Source organism: Paenibacillus sp. OSY-SE, from assembly GCF_000283315.1.
In the GTDB taxonomy this organism is placed as follows: Bacteria; Bacillota; Bacilli; order Paenibacillales; family Paenibacillaceae; genus Paenibacillus_B; species Paenibacillus_B profundus.
Map to the genome: position 1 here is coordinate 23981 of NZ_ALKF01000153.1, position 17229 is coordinate 41209.

Annotated in this window: 18 protein-coding genes; 5 read left to right on the top strand and 13 right to left on the bottom strand. The window is 46.0% G+C overall.

Going from position 1 to position 17229, the window contains the following annotated elements:
* Positions 1-35: 35 nt before the first annotated feature.
* From A372_RS0105635 to A372_RS0105650, 4 genes are all read right to left on the bottom strand, one after another.
* Positions 36-1499: an alpha/beta hydrolase gene (locus A372_RS0105635; RefSeq protein WP_019419852.1), complete on the bottom strand. Its 1464-nt coding sequence runs from the start codon at positions 1497-1499 to the stop codon at positions 36-38.
* 343 nt (positions 1500-1842) lie between these two features.
* A complete protein-coding gene (locus A372_RS0105640) occupies positions 1843-2262 on the bottom strand; it encodes a GNAT family N-acetyltransferase (protein WP_019419853.1) in 420 nt (139 codons plus the stop codon).
* A 247-nt stretch (positions 2263-2509) separates the two neighbouring features.
* Positions 2510-2914, bottom strand: coding sequence for a nuclear transport factor 2 family protein (locus A372_RS0105645; RefSeq protein WP_019419854.1), 405 nt, complete (start codon positions 2912-2914; stop codon positions 2510-2512).
* Positions 2915-2955: 41 nt separating this feature from the next.
* Positions 2956-3558, bottom strand: coding sequence for a nitroreductase family protein (locus A372_RS0105650; RefSeq protein ID WP_019419855.1), 603 nt, complete (start codon positions 3556-3558; stop codon positions 2956-2958).
* A gap of 701 nt (positions 3559-4259) precedes the next feature.
* Between A372_RS0105650 and A372_RS36180 the strand changes: the two genes are divergently transcribed.
* Positions 4260-6230, top strand: coding sequence for a CotS family spore coat protein (locus A372_RS36180; protein ID WP_019419856.1), 1971 nt, complete (start codon positions 4260-4262; stop codon positions 6228-6230).
* A gap of 21 nt (positions 6231-6251) precedes the next feature.
* The gene (locus tag A372_RS0105660) at positions 6252-7388 is read left to right on the top strand and encodes a glycosyltransferase family 4 protein (protein WP_019419857.1); all 1137 of its coding nucleotides are present in this window, start codon (positions 6252-6254) and stop codon (positions 7386-7388) included.
* Between the two features lie 243 nt (positions 7389-7631).
* Here the strand turns inward: A372_RS0105660 and A372_RS0105665 are convergent, their stop codons facing one another.
* Both A372_RS0105665 and A372_RS0105670 read right to left on the bottom strand, forming a co-directional pair.
* Positions 7632-8924, bottom strand: coding sequence for a UDP-glucose dehydrogenase family protein (locus A372_RS0105665; protein WP_019419858.1), 1293 nt, complete (start codon positions 8922-8924; stop codon positions 7632-7634).
* Complete coding sequence (locus tag A372_RS0105670) at positions 8921-9895, bottom strand: sugar phosphate nucleotidyltransferase (RefSeq protein ID WP_019419859.1); 975 nt, start codon at positions 9893-9895, stop codon at positions 8921-8923. The genes A372_RS0105665 and A372_RS0105670 overlap by 4 nt, the downstream gene beginning before the upstream one ends.
* Before the next feature lie 241 nt (positions 9896-10136).
* Between A372_RS0105670 and A372_RS0105675 the strand changes: the two genes are divergently transcribed.
* Together A372_RS0105675 and A372_RS0105690 are read left to right on the top strand one after the other, a co-directional pair.
* Positions 10137-10499, top strand: coding sequence for a hypothetical protein (locus A372_RS0105675; protein ID WP_019419860.1), 363 nt, complete (start codon positions 10137-10139; stop codon positions 10497-10499).
* Between the two features lie 484 nt (positions 10500-10983).
* Positions 10984-11568 (top strand): RNA polymerase sigma factor, encoded by a 585-nt coding sequence (locus A372_RS0105690; RefSeq protein WP_019419863.1) that lies wholly within the window; start codon positions 10984-10986, stop codon positions 11566-11568.
* Positions 11569-11661: 93 nt separating this feature from the next.
* Here A372_RS0105690 and A372_RS0105695 read toward each other — a convergent pair whose 3' ends face one another.
* From A372_RS0105695 to A372_RS0105720, 5 genes are all read right to left on the bottom strand, one after another.
* Positions 11662-12276, bottom strand: coding sequence for a hypothetical protein (locus A372_RS0105695; protein ID WP_019419864.1), 615 nt, complete (start codon positions 12274-12276; stop codon positions 11662-11664).
* Positions 12277-12315: 39 nt separating this feature from the next.
* Positions 12316-12897, bottom strand: a complete 582-nt coding sequence (locus A372_RS0105700) for a hypothetical protein (protein WP_019419865.1) — start codon at positions 12895-12897, stop codon at positions 12316-12318.
* A gap of 436 nt (positions 12898-13333) precedes the next feature.
* Positions 13334-13471 carry a hypothetical protein gene (locus A372_RS37195; RefSeq protein WP_019419867.1) on the bottom strand — a complete coding sequence of 46 codons (138 nt, stop codon included), beginning with the start codon at positions 13469-13471 and terminating at the stop codon, positions 13334-13336.
* Entirely contained in the window at positions 13449-13841 is a 393-nt protein-coding gene (locus A372_RS0105715) for a hypothetical protein (protein WP_157259449.1), read from the bottom strand. Before A372_RS0105715 ends, A372_RS37195 begins: the two co-directional genes overlap by 23 nt.
* Positions 13838-14053, bottom strand: coding sequence for a hypothetical protein (locus tag A372_RS0105720; RefSeq protein WP_019419869.1), 216 nt, complete (start codon positions 14051-14053; stop codon positions 13838-13840). The genes A372_RS0105715 and A372_RS0105720 overlap by 4 nt, the downstream gene beginning before the upstream one ends.
* 148 nt (positions 14054-14201) lie before the next feature.
* Here A372_RS0105720 and A372_RS0105725 point away from each other — a divergent pair, with 148 nt between their 5' ends.
* Positions 14202-15419 (top strand): cytochrome P450 family protein, encoded by a 1218-nt coding sequence (locus A372_RS0105725; protein ID WP_019419870.1) that lies wholly within the window; start codon positions 14202-14204, stop codon positions 15417-15419.
* A 4-nt stretch (positions 15420-15423) separates the two neighbouring features.
* Here A372_RS0105725 and A372_RS0105730 read toward each other — a convergent pair whose 3' ends face one another.
* Complete coding sequence (locus A372_RS0105730; protein WP_019419871.1) at positions 15424-15633, bottom strand: aminoglycoside adenylyltransferase domain-containing protein; 210 nt, start codon at positions 15631-15633, stop codon at positions 15424-15426.
* Positions 15634-15654: 21 nt separating this feature from the next.
* Entirely contained in the window at positions 15655-17124 is a 1470-nt protein-coding gene (locus tag A372_RS0105735; RefSeq protein ID WP_019419872.1) for an MFS transporter, read from the bottom strand.
* Between the last annotated feature and the right edge of the window lie 105 nt (positions 17125-17229).

Below are 17229 nucleotides of genomic sequence, written 5' to 3' on the forward strand. Positions count from 1 at the left end.
CGGTTCGATTACAGTGTCAGAAATTCACTTCGCTCTCAGCCCTTTTTTAGCGTGAAATCTGGATGGTCTCCAATATTTTGGTCTAATCGTTTAATTGGTTCTTGTTTTAAATAATGGTCAAAGAAATCGAGCGAATAATCGTTAATCAATCGATGTGCACTACGTACATCCAACCCTTCCATCCATTCGAACAAGGGGGTAATCAGATACATATCGGAAAAGCTCATATGTTTATTGTGTTTAAGCGTCATCCAGTAATTTCCGCCTGCTGTTACTGGCTCATATCGTGCAAACATTTCATCGTAATACTTTGCAACCTCTTCTCTATTCGTACCCAGGGCAGCAATGTCCGCGTCGCTCGTGTTCGCTACACCTTTCACCGTATCATCGGCACTCATCATCAGAAATGGCTTCTTCAGTCCGTCTGCCGGGATTCGCAGTTTGCCATATAGTACGCCGTCCATATTGATTCCCGCTTTAATTCTGGAATCTTCCAGTAGCATTTGAACCGTTGTAGCTCCACCGAAGGAATGACCGAACATGCCAAGGTGTTCAAGATCCATTCGGCCTGTAAAAAGACCGTCTGGGTCGTTACTGGACAGCTTTTCGATTTGATCGACTACAAATTTAGCATCTTCTACCCATACTTCATTCCTCTTGTCCATAAATGAGTACTTCATCTGTTCAAATCCCTGTACGCCTCCCGAGTCAAAATTTGCAACACGCCCATCAGGGAAGACGGATGCAACGCTGCTGTAAGTGTGATCGATACCTACGACAATATAACCGTGACTTGCTAATTGTTCGACTTGAAAGGTGTTTTGATTTTTGTATCCAGTGAATCCATGTGAAAACACGAGCACCGGATACTTGGAATCCGTATCAGCTAGCTTGGCATTCTCAATCGCATAAGTCTCGACGAGATCAAGGTCTGTAAATATTTTCTTAGGCAACTTCATTACTTTATTGAATCCTTCTGCGTAAGGAGCCGCATCAGCAATATATGGCGCCGTCTTTCCCTTTGCAGTTGAACTAGCCGGATACCAAATCTGTACCATCAGTTCACGCTTATCGTCGGGTGCCTTAGTAAAGTGTTCCTCTCGCGTGTTATCTACCCAATGGTATGATACGGTTCCTATTTTGTATGGACCTGTCGGCTTCTCGAATGAGAAGATGGGAAACAGGAGCGGCAGGGCCACTGCTACAGTAGAATAGAGCGCTGCGGTTGTCGTAATCAGAATAGTCCGTATCCGGCGCGGCGCATTCTGTTTCTGTCCTTTCGGTTTGAAAAGTGCAACGCTGACCACTGGGAATAACGTCATCAGATAGACCGGAATCATAGGCCAACGCAGGCCTTCGACGAGCCCATGTGTAACCATAAATAAGATGGAGATGCCAAAACCAACGAGCAGCCCTCGCTGCGACTTGTTCCGAGCAAATATCAACCAACCGAGCAATAGGACATTGACGGTGATTAATAACATTTCAAAAGTCCTCATCTGAAAAAGCCTCCCTGTTCACTATCTTGATGCCTTCTCGTTCCCTGTCTCTTGGAACTAAAAATAAGTATAAAACCTCCTGTTACAGGAGGTTCAATACTCTGGTGGAGCAGAATCTGGCGATAGTTTCAGGCTTTATGATGTAATGAGGCTTCGGATCAAACCAATGAAAAGCTTGGGCCGCTATAATCGTATCAACAGATTCTGCTTTTAGATAAGTAAACGTACTTCATTTCCTCGATACGCGGCCAAGTACTTCTATCCATTCTCCCTCTCGTTCAACTTATGTAGGTGTTTATTTCATTTTCTCCTTAATTAACTCTGCCGAGCTGAGTTGCAGCACTTAACTTATTGGTTTGAAATACACCCATTCCGGATCGCCTTCATCAAGGTTCTCGATCACGCCGCTCCTGACAAACCCAAGAGATTCACAGACCTTTTGCATCGTTACATTGGATTCATTCGTTGATGTGAATAATTTGGAAGTTGGGCAGTTTTTTTCGACATACTGAATAAGCCCGCTTGCAGCACCCTTCCTTCTGAATTGAGGAAGTACGATTAATAACCAAATGAAGCAATTATCATAGAACGAAGTATCAAACACGGTAAAGCCAACTGGTTTACCATCCATTCTCGCGATAATGCACGTTTCTTTTTCTATGGATTCCGATAGATACTCTTTCCTGCTGTCATTCCCGATAACGCTACTATCGATTTGGCAGATGCCTTCTAGATCAAGACTTGTCGCCTTTTCAATAATCATAAAATATATTCCTTTCTTGTGAGCGTGAATTCTTCGCAGGCTGCAATTTGCAAAACGAAGAAAACTTTCCCCTCGTGTAGTGGTTTTAAATGATATATATTCTTCAAGGGCGTCAATTTTCCTGCGATGCATCGCAGAAACAGGAAACAAACAGCAGAGCATTCCCGGCCATTGACTGGTGGAAATGCTCTGCTGCTTCTACATCGTTGCTTCAGTTATATAGTAAAACAAGAGAGTATATATCTTTTTAGACTGTCATTGCCTTCTGAACAACATGACTATCTACATATTGTTTGAACTTCACGATTTTTCCGTTTTCGAGTTCCCAGACGTGTACAAAATCTGCTTGAAATGCTTTTCCCGTCTTTTTATACGTTCCCGAATAGGCACCTTCCGCAATAATAATATCCTTACCTTCTACTTCATGATACGTATGCACACTTGCTTTATAATCATTCCATTCGGATGCCAGGCGGCTAAATACATTTTCCATGACAGCTTCTGGACCGATGTATGTTCCGCCATATGGAAAACCTGCCGCTTCGGTCCATTCTACATGCTCTGAAAGAGCTTCAAGCAAACGCTGAGCGTTTGAAGAGGACGGACCTTCATATGTGCTGTGAACAATTTCTAAATTGGTAAGTTGACTCATTATTTTCGTTGCTCCATTTTCTATATCGATATTCGTTCGTTTTAATAAAATTTAACAACATCCTCAAATGGCAAGAATGTTCTTTCACCTGCTTGCTCATTTGGCTCGCCAAATGGCATTTGCGCTACTAAGCTCCATTGTTGCGAAATATTCCAAGTGTTCTTCACTTCTTCGTCAACAATTGGATTATAGTGCTGTAAAGATGCCCCAATGCCTTCTGCTGCTAGAGACATCCATACTGCATACTGCAGCATTGCACTTCCTTGATGAGACCAATAAGGAAATTGTTCTTTATAGAGTGGAGCTTTTTCTTGCATTTGTTGGACGGTCTCTTGGTTTTCAAAGAATAAAATCGTCCCTGCTCCATCCCGAAATCCTTGTAATCTTTCCACCGTTGCTTCAAAATTTTCTGCTGGAACGCGAGCACGAAGCGTTTCTTTTACGATATCCCAAAACTTTTCATGCTCGGCGTTCATTAATACAACCATGCGTCCACTTTGCATATTAAAAGAAGATGGCGCATGTAAAGCCGTTTTTAGAACTTCATTGATTCTTTCTTTCGTAATCCATTCATTCTTTCTCACCTTGCGGATTGAACGGCGATTGATGATTGCATCTTTTAGGTTTGTTGTGGCTACTGACATTTTTGGTTCCTCCAATATATGTTTTATTTATAAATGATATATTTGCTAATTCCTTGTATACACGACCTCGCCTTTCCTCTTATCCCCCCTCTAGTTGTAACAACAGCGATTACAACGTAGGCAAAAAAATATGCATGCTCTACTATAGAGAATTGCACCTGAATACTTACACACATACTGCGAAGCGTATGTCTGCTCGTATTGTACAATCAGGATTGGGCTGCTCGTGGAATTAAAATATCACTGGATTGTATTTTCACTTTCCTCCATTTTCAAATTCGCGCCCCTGATGTAACCATTATAGTTACAACTAAATTAGAAGTCAACCACTCCATGATAAAAATTTTGGGTGATGCAGTATATACCGCCCCGTCTACACTCCATCGGACAAACATGGAAATATATCTTTTCAGTGATATCCACGAATGTACATTTCATCCATTTCCTTATGACATATGTATATAAATAAAGATTTACGCCTGTGGAAAGGTTGTGAACGCGTGCCTCAACAGAAGCAACCAGCTAAGGCCAAAACCAAACAGGCGTCTTCTCGCTTCTCACGCGTTGGGGAAGAAAGCATGTGATCGACCGATATCATATCTTCGATACAGCAAGCTAGTGACGGTCTATCGTGAAGTTATTAACGCTAAGCTGAAAGAAAGCTTATTACGGTTAGAAACGCAGGATAGGAGGGAATAATTTTGGAACAGTATCAAATCGGACCTTGGGATCACCTGATCGATACCGTCTCACCCGGCACGGTGCTAGAGCAGTATGTTCCCCCAGAGCTTGAAGCATTGGGACGGCAAGTAATGGAACGGTATGACATGAAGGTGTCCAATATGGTTCTCATCACATCCAAGCCGGACAAAGGAGGCGCGATCTGGAGAATAGACACAGACAAGGGACCACGAAGCATCAAGGTTCTCCACCGTCATCCTCATAGGAGCTTATTCAGTATAGGTGCTCAAGAATATCTGGTGCAGCAGGGAGCCAGAGTCCCCGCTCTTATTCCAACCATAGATAATCACTTGTACGTGGAGGCCGGCGGGAAGAGCTGGATTGTAACCGACTGGATTGATACACTTGCGCCTGTATCCAAGATCGATCTTGATGGCGCTTCTCAGCTTTGCCAAGGCCTAGGGGAGTTCCACCTGTGGACCAAAGGGTATCGCCCTCCTCAAGGTGCGGCCAAATCCTCGCGGCTTCATGGTTGGGTGAAATACTATCAAAAGATCATCGCCAAGATCGGCTGGTTCCGGGATATTGCAGAAGCTTACAAGGAAACAGCCGGCAGCCAGCCCTTGCTGCAGGTGGCAGACGAATTCGAACGTCAAGCACGGGAAGCCTTAGACCGCTTAAACGCATCGGAGTATGCGAACATGGTCGCTATGGGAGAGCCTCATTGGGGACTTGCCCACCAAGATTATGGCTGGTCTAACGGTCAGATGGGACCCGGAGGGATATGGGTTATCGATTTGGACGGCGTATCCTACGATCTGCCATTCCGCGATCTTCGCAAGATTATGACGAGTACGATGGATGACATGGGCGCTTGGGACATTACTTGGATTCGCGGCATGATCGAGGCTTATAATCGCGGCAACCCGATCGACCAGCAAATGTTCGAAATCTTATGGATCGACATGGCATTTCCGAATGAATTCTATAAGCACGTCAAAGAAATGGTATTCGATCCTGTCAACTTCCTTAACCTTGAATTAGCGCCAATTCTACAGCGTATTCTTGCGACAGAAGCCACAAAGTGGCAAGTTCTCCAAGAACTGTACGCAGACAAGGAGAAATACCCTGTCGGCACTTACGAGCAGCAATATGTTCCCGAGCAATGGAATCTTGCGGTTCCAGAACTGGATAGATGCTTTGTTCTCTCCGCCCCAGCTCCATTCTTCGATTATACAGTTCCTGTTCCTGCATTCACATCTCAAAGTCAACAATCTGGCGCATCGGACCCATTGCCTGCTGAGTTGATTCCTTATAACGAGCCAGCAGCATTCTTCGATTATACAGTTCCTGTTCCTGCAATCACATCTCAAAGTCAACAATCTGGCGCATCGAACCCATTGCCTGCTGAGTTGATTCCTTATAACAAGCCAGCAGCATTCTTCGATTATACAGTTCCTGTTCCTGCATTCACTTCTCAAAGTCAACAATCTGGCGCATCGGACCCATTGCCTGCTGAGTTGATCCCATATAACGAGCCAGCAGCAGCAGCTCAGTCTCTATCTTTGGAGCCTGCCCCTTCTGCCCTTTCTGCCCCTCCTGCCCCTCCTTCCGCTCCTGCAGAACCAGTAGCTTCCCAGGGAGTTGCAGCTCTTCCTGTTCATGCAACCACATTAGCCCCTCAACAGCCTATATCTCTCCGTCCTTCTAGATCAAGTTCAAATGCGAAGAAGAAACGACGTAGAACAGCCCGTCGTACTATCACCGCATCACGCCGCCGTATAAATTCATCGAAGAGGAGCGGCGTATCTAAGAGAAAGACAGCTGTGGGCGTTAACAACAAGCAGCGAACCGTCAAGAAAATAACCTCTGCCAAGAGCAGAACAACCAAAGCTAATAGGCCAAGCAAGCGTATTCTATCCAAACGCCCTACCTCTCCCCAATTGGCTCCAAAGCAGAAGACAAGAAAGGTCTCAAGGAAGACCGCTTAACGAGAGGAGGAGACTGCAAGCATGAACGTACTCATCATATGCACTGAAAAGCTCCCGGTTCCCAATATAAGAGGCGGTGCAATCCAGACTTATATTGGCGGCGTCGCACAGCAGATCAGCAGCCATCACCGCTTGACGATACTCGGCCGATCAGATCCTGAATTGCTGGGAGACGAGATTGTGAACGGCATTCGATACGTTAGAGTGCCTTCAGATGGACTGTTCGATAAATATGCCGAAGGCGTCATTCAATTTTTGAATCAGAGAACTGAACATTACGACCTGATCCATATCTTTAATCGACCACGCATGGTTCTTCCCGTCCGTAACTCTTCCCCCCAGTCCCGAATCGTGCTCAGCATGCACAATGATATGTTTCACCCAGCTAAAATTCATCATGAGGAAGCGCATGCGGTCATTGCAAACGTCGAACGAATTGTTACGATCAGCAATTTCATCGGCCGTGAGATTCTCCGCTATTATCCGCAAGCCGAACCAAAGCTCAGAACGATCTATTCCGGCGTTGATCTCAATCGCTTCGCCCCATGGATGGAATCGCAATCAGCTCACCAAGAGCGGCAGACATTACGCGCACAGCATCAGTTGGAATCCAAGAAAGTAATTTTGTTCGTAGGCCGCCTGTCTCGGAACAAAGGACCTCACGTCTTAGTGCGAGCCATGTCTCAACTGAAGCATTCCGATGCTGTGCTTGTCGTCGTCGGAGGCGCATGGTACAGCGATAATCGAGTCAGCGACTATATTGCTTATGTGCGGGCTCTGGCTGAAAGGGCATCCTTGCCAGTTGTCACCACCGGATACGTTGAAGCGCATGATGTGCACCGTTGGTTCTGCGCCGCGGACGTATTCGTATGCACCTCGATATGGGATGAACCGCTTGCACGGGTACATTACGAAGCGATGGCCGCAGGACTGCCCTTCATTACAACTGCCCGAGGAGGCAATCCGGAAGTTATCATGAACGATAACGGTCTGCTAATCACAGACCCCGACAATCCTCTGGAGTATGCCGAGAAGCTGAACCAATTGCTGTCGAATATGGATAATGCCCGGCAGATGGGCCTTCGCGGCAGACGGTTAACAGAACAACGCTTCAACTGGGAGCGGGTAGCTCAGGAGATATTGTCCGTGTGGGGGTAAATCTAAGAAAGCAGGATCATGGACCAGTAAGATAAAAGCTTCAGATCATGTGAAGTATGGGAACTATAAAGTTATAAAGTTTTGATCGTAATTAAGCCCTTCCGGCTCCAATATGGAACTGCTTAAGGGCTTATTATTTTCCCTAGGTAATTAGGCAATAAGAATCAATTAAGAAATGCCCGAGGCTTCACCCGGGCATCTTGCGTCATACATTACCGATATAAGTCCTTGCGGCGGCTCCCTTCACCCGTTCCCGATTCCATAATAATCATAGCCCCATGCCTTCATCTGCTCACCGTCAAGCACATTTCTGCCATCGAACACCGCCGCATTTCTCATCAATTGAATCAAGTCAGACCAACTCGCAGAAGCGTACTCCGGCCATTCTGTACAGATGATAACCGCATCAGCCTGTCGCACAGTGTCCTTAATTGACTCGAACTGCACGATATTTTTGTGTAACAGCTGTTCCGGCAATGCCGCCACCGGATCATGAACCTGGATTGCCGCCTCTGACTGCAGCAAGTGTGAGATCATCTTCAGCGAGGGAGCCTCTCTTAAATCGTCCGTTCCCGGCTTAAATGACAATCCAAGCACCGCAATTATTTTACCGTCAAGCCCTCCAAGACGTCGCACCATCTGTTCGATGAAATATTGATACTGGGTCTCATTAATATACACGACCTGCTGCAGCAGACTTAAGTTCGTGTCATGCTCCTTCGCGATATGCAAGAGCGACTTCACATCCTTAGGGAAACAGGAGCCTCCGTATCCGATGCCTGCTTGCAGGAACGACTTGCCAATACGCGGATCATACCCAATACCTACCGCAATGTCGGAAATAGATACATCGATCTGATCGCATAATCTGGCTAATTCGTTCATATACGATATTTTGGCTGCCAAGAAAGCGTTTGCCGCATACTTGATCATTTCAGCGGTCGCAGGCTTCGTCACCACATAGGGACTATCGATATCCCGATATATCATCTTCACTTGTTGTGCGGCTGCATCAGAGTCGCTGCCAATCACGATCCGATCAGGATGAAACGCATCATATACTGCGCTGCCTTCCCTAAGAAATTCCGGGTTGGATACGACATCAAACGGAATAGAACTTATCTGCGCTTCTGAGATCCACTGTACAACCTGTTTCTGCGTCCCGACCGGAACGGTGCTTTTCATCACGATCAGCTTATATTCCTGCATATGATTTCCGATCATCTCGGCTACACTGCGGATATATCGCATATCCGAGCTTCCATCTTCCAGAGATGGAGTGCCTACACAGATAAAGACGACTTGCGACTCACGAATCGCTTGCACCGGATCGACTAGAAAACAAATATTTGCATTACTTAAATGGGTACGAAGCAGCGTGTCCAAGCCAGGCTCATAAAATGGCAAGGTCCCATTCGACAGGGCTGAAATCTTGGAGTTATCTGTATCAAAACCAAGTACCTTCCATCCTAATTCGGCTAATAATAGTGCGGTAGTCGTCCCTACATAACCAACACCCGCAACTAACGTTTTCATAGGTTCGCCTCCCGAGCGGGTTGTACCATATAATCTCGACTGACGATCGCGCCTTTCAAGCTCATGTTCTTAAGGGATACGCCTTCAAGAATAATACTATCTTCAATCCGGCAGTCTTCCAAGTTCACGCGGGGGCCTATCGTGGTATAAGGTCCAATCTCGCATGTCACCAACTGGCTCGTGTTACCCACCATAACCGAAGAACTGAACTTATTGGTACTGCTTGTCGTCTCCATTGCGAGGGTTCCTTCATCGGCTAATTGCTGAAGCATCCATCGATTAGCTTCTAGCCATCGTTCTATCGTGCCTACATCCGTATGAGGTTGATAGGTAATATCATAGGATATAGCGTACTTCGCTTCAATTAACCATTGAATGGCGTCCGTTATCTCGTATTCTCCCCTTTTCGACGGAGAGATCGCGTGTACAGCTTCAAAGATTTTAGAAGTAAATGCATATGCTCCCATAATGGCGAGATTGGATTTCGGCTGGGCTGGCTTCTCCTCTAACCCTATGATGCGATGTTCCTTTATTTCTGCAACTCCGTAATCCTGCGGCTTCTCAACCTCTCCTAACAACAACGCTCCATCTTGTCGTTCTAGCAGAATCGAATCCCGCAAGCCTTCCAACGTCTGGCCAATCAAGTTGTCACCAAGCAGTAGAATAAAGCTATCAGAACCAATAAATGCTTCTGCTTGCTTGACCGCATCTGCTATTCCAAGCGCCCTTGCCTGATAAAGGTAGGTTATAGATGCCCCCCACTGCTCTCCATTCCCTACACTTTCACGGAACAAAGGATCATGCGCCGCTTGGATAACGATACCAATCTCCTTGATACCCAGGTCAAGAAGCTTCTCAATGTTATAGAATAAAAGCGGCTTATTAGCTACTGGTAGTAGAACTTTGGAGGTTGTATTCGAAAAAGGTTGGAGCCTGGTGCCATTGCCTGCACAAAGAATCAATCCCTTCATATAGGTTCGCTCCTTGTCTTTCGTCGAGTTGCATTAAAATATGATTATTCTTAACTATTAGTAAGGGCGAGTATGAGATAATAGGGAAAATATACTTCTGTACTTCATCCCCTGCCGTTCTTAACTGCTGCAACATCCACGATTAACGTCGTTCATTCACCCAAACATATAAAGACGGCAAGCATACTATAGAATGAAACTTGCATAGTTTCTATTTTCTTACAGAGAGGAACTGATTAAATTGTCAAAATTAGACAGATTCAAGGCCGAGCTCTCCAAGTACGGATTAGATGAAATTGACGAGATCGATGTCGAATACGAAAATGGCACCACTTCCAAGTACAACTACGCGGATTTGCTCGAGAGCGGTGAAGAGGTCGAAAATGAATCTTCCTACAATGAATGGATTTCCACTGTAAATTGGGACGAAGTTGAAGAACTGAAATTGGAACTGATTAACGGTCAGAAATATCAGATCAGCCTTGAAGAACAAGAAGATGGAGACTATTACGATGAAGAGGACGAGGATGACGAGTCCTATTCCAACGATGAAATGGATGAATATGAAGAAGAATACTATGACGACAATAGGGATAACTACTAAGTTCCGACTGCATGAATAGAGGCCGGCCTAATCCTTTATGGGAACGAGCGGCTCGTTGTTTTAAGCCTCTCTAATTCTCCCCTTCTTCGCAATGCCAAAAACAAACAGAGCATTCCCGGCCATTGACTGACGGAAATGCTCTGCTTCTTCAGCATATAGTCTCTCTACATATTGTTTGAATTTCACGATTCGTTCGTTGATTCATTTTTCCACTCCATGCTTCCATATCGATATGAATAAAACTTCACTACATCCTCAAAAGACAAAAATGTTCTCTCGCCCGGTTGCTCGTTAGGTTCACCATATGGCATTTGAGCCACCAAGCTCCATCCTTGCGGAATATTCCAAACGCGCTTCAAATTTATATCACCTATTTTTTATACAAAAAACTAAATTTAGTGTATAATTATTGTAATTTCCTTTTTATACATATTTTGATGCATGAAGGTTAGGATTTTATTTTTTCGAAAAGAGAGGTTGTATTATGGAGCAATGGTTCTGGTTGCTGCGCAGCCGAATTGATGACCTGGATAGTGAATTACAACAAAGACTCTATCGTTCCTATCACCGGTTCGTATATAAGGATATTTATTTGCTGGTCCGCGATCATCCATTGACCGAAGACATTATCCAGGAATCTTTCATGAAGATCATTACATACGGTCCAACCACCAAATATTCCACCAACCTTAAAAGCTGGATCATGCGAGTGGCGCGCAATACCGCCTTCGATTGGCTGCGAAAAAATAAAAAAGACCGCCGCTTGTTTGCGTTTTGCTCCCCTCATCCGATGGAATGGACACATTGCGCCTACACGAATGTCGCGGAAGAAGTCGAGCTCAAAGAACGCGACGCGTTACTGCATCAAGCCCTCCACGAACTGAAGCCGGAATATCGCACGCTGCTCACCATGTATTATTTGGAAGAAAAGACTTATAAGGAAATCAGCCGGGAGCTGCACGTAACCGAACAAGTTATCACCCAACGATTGGCGAGAGCACGCAAGAAGCTGCTTCAACATTTTTCAAGAAAATGGGGTGAGCACGGCCGACGAAGCAAGAAAAGATGATCAGAGGAGGGAGATCCCTTCGTTTGGATAAAAAAATAGACGTATTCAAACCCGGATAACGAAGCTTTGAATACGCCGCCAATAAATCATTCTTTAATTCAATCCGTATTTTTCAAACACGTCTTTCCGCAAAATAGCATACTCCGCTGCCTCTTCATTGTCGGCCGTCACTTGAAATTCGGGGGTTTCGTTCAAACTGAACTTGCCCAAGTTTTGATTGATGATAGCATACTGACCGAACGTGTTCTTTTTCAGAAAAATAACGCTCTTGTCGCCTTCGTACAATTCAATGTAATTCTCGCGCGTCAATTTCGTCTTCTCATTTTCGATATCCAAATAGGCCAATGGTTCGATAATAGTTAATGGCGCATCCTCTTGCAATATTTGTTCCGGACCTTTGAGCACTTTGTCGATGCTGATATCCGTTAATGTGTAGAAATCCTGCAATGTGCCGTCATCAAAATGAGTAGACACCGGATTCCGCTCTTCGAAACGCTGCACCGCCGTACCAATTACGATCAAGTCCGCAAAGGAATCCAACTGATCAGCGTTCTCAAAATTGACAAAGTTGGCATGAATCGAGATCGTTTTGGATGGGTCTGAATCTGATGTCGCTTCAAGCATTGAGCCGCTTATATTACCCCATGCCATCACCAGAAGCAGTGCGGCTGCGGCAACAAACAAACCTGCGTTTATTTTCCGTCGCATTATTTCGCCAATCTCCCTTCATACTATTAGAATAGCGTATTAATTGCCCCACTTTGCTTTTAATTCGTTTTTATCATAGGTTTGAGGGCCGATGTCTTGAATGCCTTGTTTCATGACCGAAGGGCCCGATGAACTTGGACTATGGGCGAGGCTTACCGTATGGCCAATTTCATGGGTTGCATTGGACACGATCTGGCTGTGGGTCATCTTGTAACTTTTCATCGTATTATCATAGATGGTAGCCGTGGAATACGCCCATTTGTCGTTTGGCGACGCCTCTACATAAGTGCCTCCGGAAAGTTTATAAGGGACGATCTGACCAAGCAGCGTGCTAGTGCCCGTAGTTCCTACATAATATCGATCGGGGTCGCCGCTGGTTGTTGTCGTTTTGGACACCTTTACCTTCGAAGAAATTCCATTCCAGTTGGTGCGCGCCGTCTCGTAATGATTGTCATATCCATAAGAAGAGACGGACGAATGATAGTAGGCAGAGAACGACCCCGCGGCTCTCCCGCCGCTGAAATAAGCGGCCGAGACGACAGAAGATAATACCATTGCAGCGATAGGCAAAGCGGCAACCGACGCAATTAACGCATTTTTCTTCACAGAAACTCGCTTCACTATGTTTACACCACCTTAACGAATATTCATATCATTGCAGATTTGCAGCTTACTTGCTTCCTAATCTCTCTCCTATTGATACCTCCTTTTTTGTAAGCTTCCCTTTGCTTTACAAAGAAGATGGGGAGTTGCCATGTTACATGGCTGCCGTTTACCTTTGTAAAAGAAGGAGCGAAAAGAGCCGATTCTAATAGATGCCCGCAATATCTCTATTAGGAAGCGGCTCTTCTTGCTATATATAACGTATGCAACCTCCAAAATCTGACGTTTTTTTTCGTTCATTCGCATTTACTAGGTAAAAACAATGAGGTTAATTATAGCACCACTAGAACTTGGAGAATTCAACATATATGAAAAAAGCTATCCCTGCCGCCATCAACGGTGACGAGGGGATAACTCTTTTTCTCTTTGCTATTCCTTTACTTTTTCTATCCGCTTATTGAACCTGGATCTTCATCTCCAGCTCCTTGATATACTGTCTATGATGCTTATCCATGTTCACAGTCAGCTTCCGCCCGATAGGGGATTTCTCCTCATAATTGACGAACTCGCTAATATAGCTGTTCTCTTTCAAATTTATCGCTCTTTATCGTATCCGTCTCGTAGTATGTTCCTTGATCATCTGTTATATAAAAGTCTCTTGGCTCCCTATCTTTTTCCTGGAGATGAACAATGATCTTGTCCTGCTGCAACTCCATATCCGTAATCGTGATACGGCCAATCCCCTTCTGTTCGAGTACGAACGGCTTGTCCGGAGTCGGAGTCTCCTTGATAACAGCCTGAACTCCTTCCGGCTTGCCTTTATCCTGCGTACTATCAGTCCGAACATAAGGCTTGACGGTGATCGATTTGACCTTATGTCCGAAAGTGACAAACTTGGCCTTATCCAGCCAGCTGTCGTCCTGCTGTCGGAACCCCGGCAGTCCACCCGGTTGAAGCATCACTCCTCTATCATCCGCTTTTGCAGCGAGTATAAGTCAGATCCTAAGGAAATATTCTCCCGGATCGTCTCCTCAATCCGCGTGCGAACGGCTGGGTTGCGTTGAGCTTCACCGAAACACATGACGATCAAATCTTGCTGTTTATGCAGGCTAGCAAACAACGCTTGGAAGTAGAGGGTCAGCTTCTGTTCCAGCAATACCTCATTGTCCATCATACTGAGCGCCTCATGCCGAGAAGTTGTGAAGCATTTCCACCTCAGGAGGCGAAGCGCTAAGTTCTATGTTTTCTCATGCTATAATAATCATTACATATCAGGTATATAATTACATCGTCTTTTACTATGAGTAATAGGAGGCGCACAGATGATGAAAAATTCCACGTTTCTCTCCGTCAACCCTTTTTCATCTGATTTTAAAGATAAGGCATACTCGTTGTATGAACAGCTTCGGATCCATGATCCGATTCACAAAACGGTCATGCCCAACGGCAACACGGCCTGGATCGTGTCGCGGTACGAAGATGCCGCAGCCGCCCTGAAAAACGAACGTTTCAAAAAAAATCTGTTTCAGTTCGTAAGGCCCGAAGAAGTAGGCGTCCCTGCGAGCAGAATGGATCTGCTATTACGTCACATGCTCAACTCTGACCCACCGGATCACACTCGCCTGCGTTCCTTGGTGCAAAAGGCATTTACTCCCCGCATGATTGAAAAAATGCGCGCGCGTATTCAGGAAATCTCACATTGGCTCATTGACAAGGTAGAAGCTCAAGGGTCCATGGAACTCATTCGAGATTATGCGTATCCTCTCCCTATCATCGTCATATGCGACATGTTGGGGCTGCCCAATGAAGAGCGCGATCAGTTCCGCACATGGTCTCACGCCATGGTCTCAGCCTTCAATTATCCGGAGAGATATCAACAAATCACATCAGAAATCGATCAATTCACCTCTTATATCAAGGCATTGATCAAGAAATGCCGCTTGGATCCGCAGGAAGATTTGTTATCTTTGCTCACGCAAGCGGAATCCGAAGGCAGCACACTGTCCGAACAAGAACTCGTATCGATGATCTTTCTGTTGATCGTAGCCGGGCATGAAACGACCGTAAATCTGATTGGCAACGGCATGTACGCGTTGATGCAGCACCGGGACCAGCTGGAAGCGCTTCGAGACACGCCTGCCCTGATTGACTCGGCAATCGAAGAATTGCTCCGCTTCATGGGCCCTGTCGAATTTGCGACCAACCGCTGGGCTGGAGAAGACTATGAATGGGGCGGCAAGACACTCGCCAAAGGCGATGTCGTGCTGATCGCGCTTGCGTCAGCCAATCGCGATCCCGAATGTTTCGAGCATCCGGAGCGATTGGATATCAGGCGCGGCAACAACCACCATATTGCGTTCGGAACGGGAATCCATCATTGCTTGGGAGCGCCCCTCGCCCGCATGGAAGGACGGATTGCCATTGGCACGCTGCTCGGACGATTGCCGAACATGAAGCTTGCTGTCGCACCCGATCGCCTTGAATGGCAGCCCACTTACATTATGAGGGGATTTACTGCTCTGCCCGTTCAATTTGGGTGAACGCCTACCTATTAATTGCATATAGTCGGCAAAGGTCGATTAATTTAAGCTGATTCAACTCTACGCTGCTTGCGGTCCCGCTGTATTCCTCCAGACATTGTTGAACCATAGCTTTATACTGGTTCGGGACCGCCTTCATGCCCCACTCGCCGCAGGAGAATCCGCAATGAAATTCAAAAGGAAAGGAGTTATCTAAATAAAACCAAGCATCCACATGAATTCCACCTTCTCATGATCATTCTTCAACCATTCGCCTATTGCGGTCGGTCAAGAAACAGAGACACACGAATGCTGCCAAAGCCAGTCCTCCGCTTGCCATTAAAGAGGTGGAAAACGCCCTTACATAATCCGGCAGCTCCGCTTCGATAAGAGATTGCCCCAGCGAGGCCGAGAACAAAATACCGATCAAGGCCACCCCTAACGAATTTGCCAAATACATAAATGTAGTGAACAAGCCCGAACCCGTCCCGGCATCCTTTATAGGCACTGCGCTGAGAACGACGTTGACAAGCGGCGTAGTGACCATACCAAGACCGAGACCATATATCAATAATATCAATATATTTCGGATATGCAGCAGATCCATCGCATCAACATATAGCGACCCAATGAGTAATAGGCTGCAGCCACCCATTACCAGAGCGCCTATTTTCAGCACAGCCATCCCCCATCTCCTGACGATTCGAGACGATACCAAGGAAGTCAGGAAAAAACCTATCCCTAGAGGCAGAAAAATCAGACTCGTGTATTGAACATTATAATGCAAACCGAATTGCAAATAATAACTCAAAATGAAGAAGAAGGAGAACATGCTGAGATAAATCAGCACAACTGTTGCCATGCCTACGCCAAAAGAACGATGTTTGAAAATAGTCAGGTCGACTAGCGGAGAAGCATCCCGCTTCCGTTTCCGAATTTCTACCGCGATAAAAGCAAACAGAACCGGAAGAGCTAATAGCAGACAGCTCCAGGTCCAAATCGGCCATCCTTGTTTTTGCCCCTCCGATAGCGGATAAACAAGCAGAAACAATCCGCTCATTAGTACGACAGTCCCGGCCCAATCGATACTTTGCGCCCGTCCTCCGCGCGACTCGGGTATAATCGGCAATAACAGCAGAACAAGAATGCCGAACGGCACATTGAAAAAGAATACGGTCCGCCAACCGAGATCGAACGGATTCCAATTGACGAGAATTCCTCCGAGGATGAGACCAAAGGCGAATCCAAACCCGATCATTGCGCCGTAAAAGCCGAAAGCGAGCGCCTTCTCCCGCGGCAGAAAGCTGACCTGCATCGTGGACAGCACCTGAGGTTGGATAAGCGCCGCGGCCAGACCTTGCGCGATGCGAATGGCAATCAGAAGTGTCGGATCCGAAGTCAAGCCGCCCAACGCAGCCATGACCGTAAACCCGCTCACCCCGATAAGCAGCATCCGTTTTCTTCCGTATATATCCCCAAGCTTCCCGCTCACAATCAGCGCCACGGCCAGACCGAGTGAAAAGCCGGTGACCATAAGCTGCGCTTCGGAGAAGCTGGCGTGCAGGCTGTTCTGCATAGTCGGAAGCGCGACCTGAATCATATAGGTGTTCAATGAAATAAGTAATGTCGGGAGCAGAATAACCGCAAGCGCATACCAACGGCGCGGATCAACCTGTTGTTCCGCCATTCCGTCGGTCGATAGTGCAGCGGATGGTTGTTCGGACATAGCATTTCCTCCTTACATATAGAAGTTGTTCAAAAAGTCCCCTTTTGATCACGAAGCATCCCAAGATGTCATTCGACATCGAGTCTTGCATTCACTCTCGAAGTC

Coding starts and splice junctions, on each gene's coding strand:
- A372_RS0105720 (WP_019419869.1), bottom strand. CDS start 14,053: ATGATGGACAATGAGGTATTGCTGGAACAGAAGCTGACCCTCTACTTC.
- A372_RS0105660 (WP_019419857.1), top strand. CDS start 6,252: ATGAACGTACTCATCATATGCACTGAAAAGCTCCCGGTTCCCAATATA.
- A372_RS0105650 (WP_019419855.1), bottom strand. CDS start 3,558: ATGTCAGTAGCCACAACAAACCTAAAAGATGCAATCATCAATCGCCGT.
- A372_RS0105640 (WP_019419853.1), bottom strand. CDS start 2,262: ATGATTATTGAAAAGGCGACAAGTCTTGATCTAGAAGGCATCTGCCAA.
- A372_RS0105665 (WP_019419858.1), bottom strand. CDS start 8,924: ATGAAAACGTTAGTTGCGGGTGTTGGTTATGTAGGGACGACTACCGCA.
- A372_RS0105670 (WP_019419859.1), bottom strand. CDS start 9,895: ATGAAGGGATTGATTCTTTGTGCAGGCAATGGCACCAGGCTCCAACCT.
- A372_RS0105690 (WP_019419863.1), top strand. CDS start 10,984: ATGGAGCAATGGTTCTGGTTGCTGCGCAGCCGAATTGATGACCTGGAT.
- A372_RS0105735 (WP_019419872.1), bottom strand. CDS start 17,124: ATGTCCGAACAACCATCCGCTGCACTATCGACCGACGGAATGGCGGAA.
- A372_RS0105695 (WP_019419864.1), bottom strand. CDS start 12,276: ATGCGACGGAAAATAAACGCAGGTTTGTTTGTTGCCGCAGCCGCACTG.
- A372_RS0105645 (WP_019419854.1), bottom strand. CDS start 2,914: ATGAGTCAACTTACCAATTTAGAAATTGTTCACAGCACATATGAAGGT.
- A372_RS0105635 (WP_019419852.1), bottom strand. CDS start 1,499: ATGAGGACTTTTGAAATGTTATTAATCACCGTCAATGTCCTATTGCTC.
- A372_RS0105725 (WP_019419870.1), top strand. CDS start 14,202: ATGATGAAAAATTCCACGTTTCTCTCCGTCAACCCTTTTTCATCTGAT.